The sequence below is a fragment of the Mycobacterium sp. TH-M106 genome (assembly GCF_057473765.1).
In genome coordinates this window covers 1-1,549 of record NZ_JBYCLE010000256.1, presented here as the reverse complement: position 1 = coordinate 1,549, position 1,549 = coordinate 1, and the positions used below count along the sequence as shown (strand labels likewise).

2 protein-coding genes are annotated in these 1,549 nt (G+C 63.3%); both read right to left on the bottom strand.

Annotation, left to right across the window (positions count from 1 at the left end; genetic code table 11):
- Nucleotides 1-39 precede the first annotated feature (39 nt).
- Entirely contained in the window at nucleotides 40-1,089 is a 1,050-nt protein-coding gene (locus tag AC2VOP_RS08900) for an integrase core domain-containing protein (RefSeq protein ID WP_369738131.1), read from the bottom strand.
- A 26-nt stretch (nucleotides 1,090-1,115) separates the two neighbouring features.
- Entirely contained in the window at nucleotides 1,116-1,460 is a 345-nt protein-coding gene (locus AC2VOP_RS08895) for a helix-turn-helix domain-containing protein (RefSeq protein ID WP_369738284.1), read from the bottom strand.
- Between the last annotated feature and the right edge of the window lie 89 nt (nucleotides 1,461-1,549).

Sequence of the window (1,549 nt, the reverse complement as noted above, 5' to 3'; positions counted from 1 at the left end):
TGAGGTGTTTCTGACTTTGCGATAGACATTCGCGTTTGATCAGACAACATCGTCGGGATCCTGTATGGGTTGAGTGTGCCTTTGCTGGCGGTGCCAGGCAAGTCGGCGGTTGCGGGCGGATTCGAGCCCGGCTTGGCGTGCTTTGCGGATGGCCTCCCCTCGTCCTTCGTGTTCGTCGTTGGGCGTGACATAGCCGATGCCGGCGTGCAACCGGACTCCGTTCCAGAATTGGCGGGTGACGGCAAGTTCGGCGCGCAGGGTGGCGGGGTCCTCGATCGCGAGCAGGTGCGGGAACTCGGCCTTGAGGTGCCCGTTGAAACTCTCGATCCAGGCTTGATCGGTCGGCGTTCCGGGGCGTCCGAAGTGCTGGGCGATCGCAGACATGGCCATGAACTCCCGCGTCGAGCCCGACGTCATCTGGGGACCGTTATCGGACACCGCGAGCAGGATCGGCCGGGCCTGGTCGTCGATGCCGATATCGACCAGGCCGTCGGCGCGTCGCTCAACGGCCTGCAGGAGTCCCTCGATGTCGAGCGCGTCGGTGAACCCGATCTCGACCTGGGTGGAGGTTTCCTCAGCGGAGACGACCTCGGTGATCCACTTGCGCGAGACCAAATCCTGAATGATCAACACTGCCATCCCCGCCCTGGTGAAGTGCGTCGTATCGTAAATCCAGATCGAGTTCGGCTTGTAGTCCACCCAATCCGGGAAGGGCTTGCGTTGAGAACGTCCAGGCTTGGGAAGTGGTCGAAAGTGCTTGTCCGCCAAGAACAGGACCCGACGAACACTCGACGGTGACACCCATACCCGGCCCAGATAAGAGCCGCGGTGAGCAAGCTTGCGGTGCGAGCGGTCGGTCTCGCCCCACTGGTCGAACAACGCCAAGATCTCGCTGACTTCTTCGTCGAGCAGCCCATGCATGGGCGACCCACCAGGGATCTTGTCGACCAGCTGGCCGATCGCTCGGCGAGCGATCCAGCGATGTGCCCGCAGCTCGCCGAGCTCCAACGCATGGCATGCCTGGCGCAGTGTCCAACCTTCATCGACCGCCTGGTCGAGCAAGCCCAACAGCGCCGTCTTGGTGGCCACGTCGACACGGTGTGGGACTCGGCCACTTAGCCCCAGCGCCCTTTTCCCTCGACCAACGTCAGCCGCACGGCCATCTCCTTGAGTGCCTCGGACAGCCGCGCGTTCTCGGCCTTGGCGGCATCGAGTTCGTAGTCGCGTTGGCGGGCCGCCGCGCCTGGCTTGGCTGCCGCCAGCGCGGCCAGCGCACCTTCCTTGGCGATCGTGCGGATGCGCATGATCGTCGTGCGATCCACCTGATGGTTGGCGGCGGCCTCGGCGATCGTCACCTCCTGGCGTACCAGCTGCAGCCATATCTCGTACTTCTGCGACGGGCTCAAGAACCGCTTCGGGCGACGGTGCGAGCGGTCGCCACCAGAGTTTGCTTCGGACATGATCAGATCCTCCAAGAGAGCTCGGAGAACCCGTCGGATGTCGTCTGATCGACACACCGATCTCTATCGCGAAGTCAGACGCAAAACAG

Bases quoted from the DNA above. Each gene is read 5' to 3' on its own strand.
- AC2VOP_RS08895 (WP_369738284.1), bottom strand. From the start codon at position 1,460: ATGTCCGAAGCAAACTCTGGTGGCGACCGCTCGCACCGTCGCCCGAAG.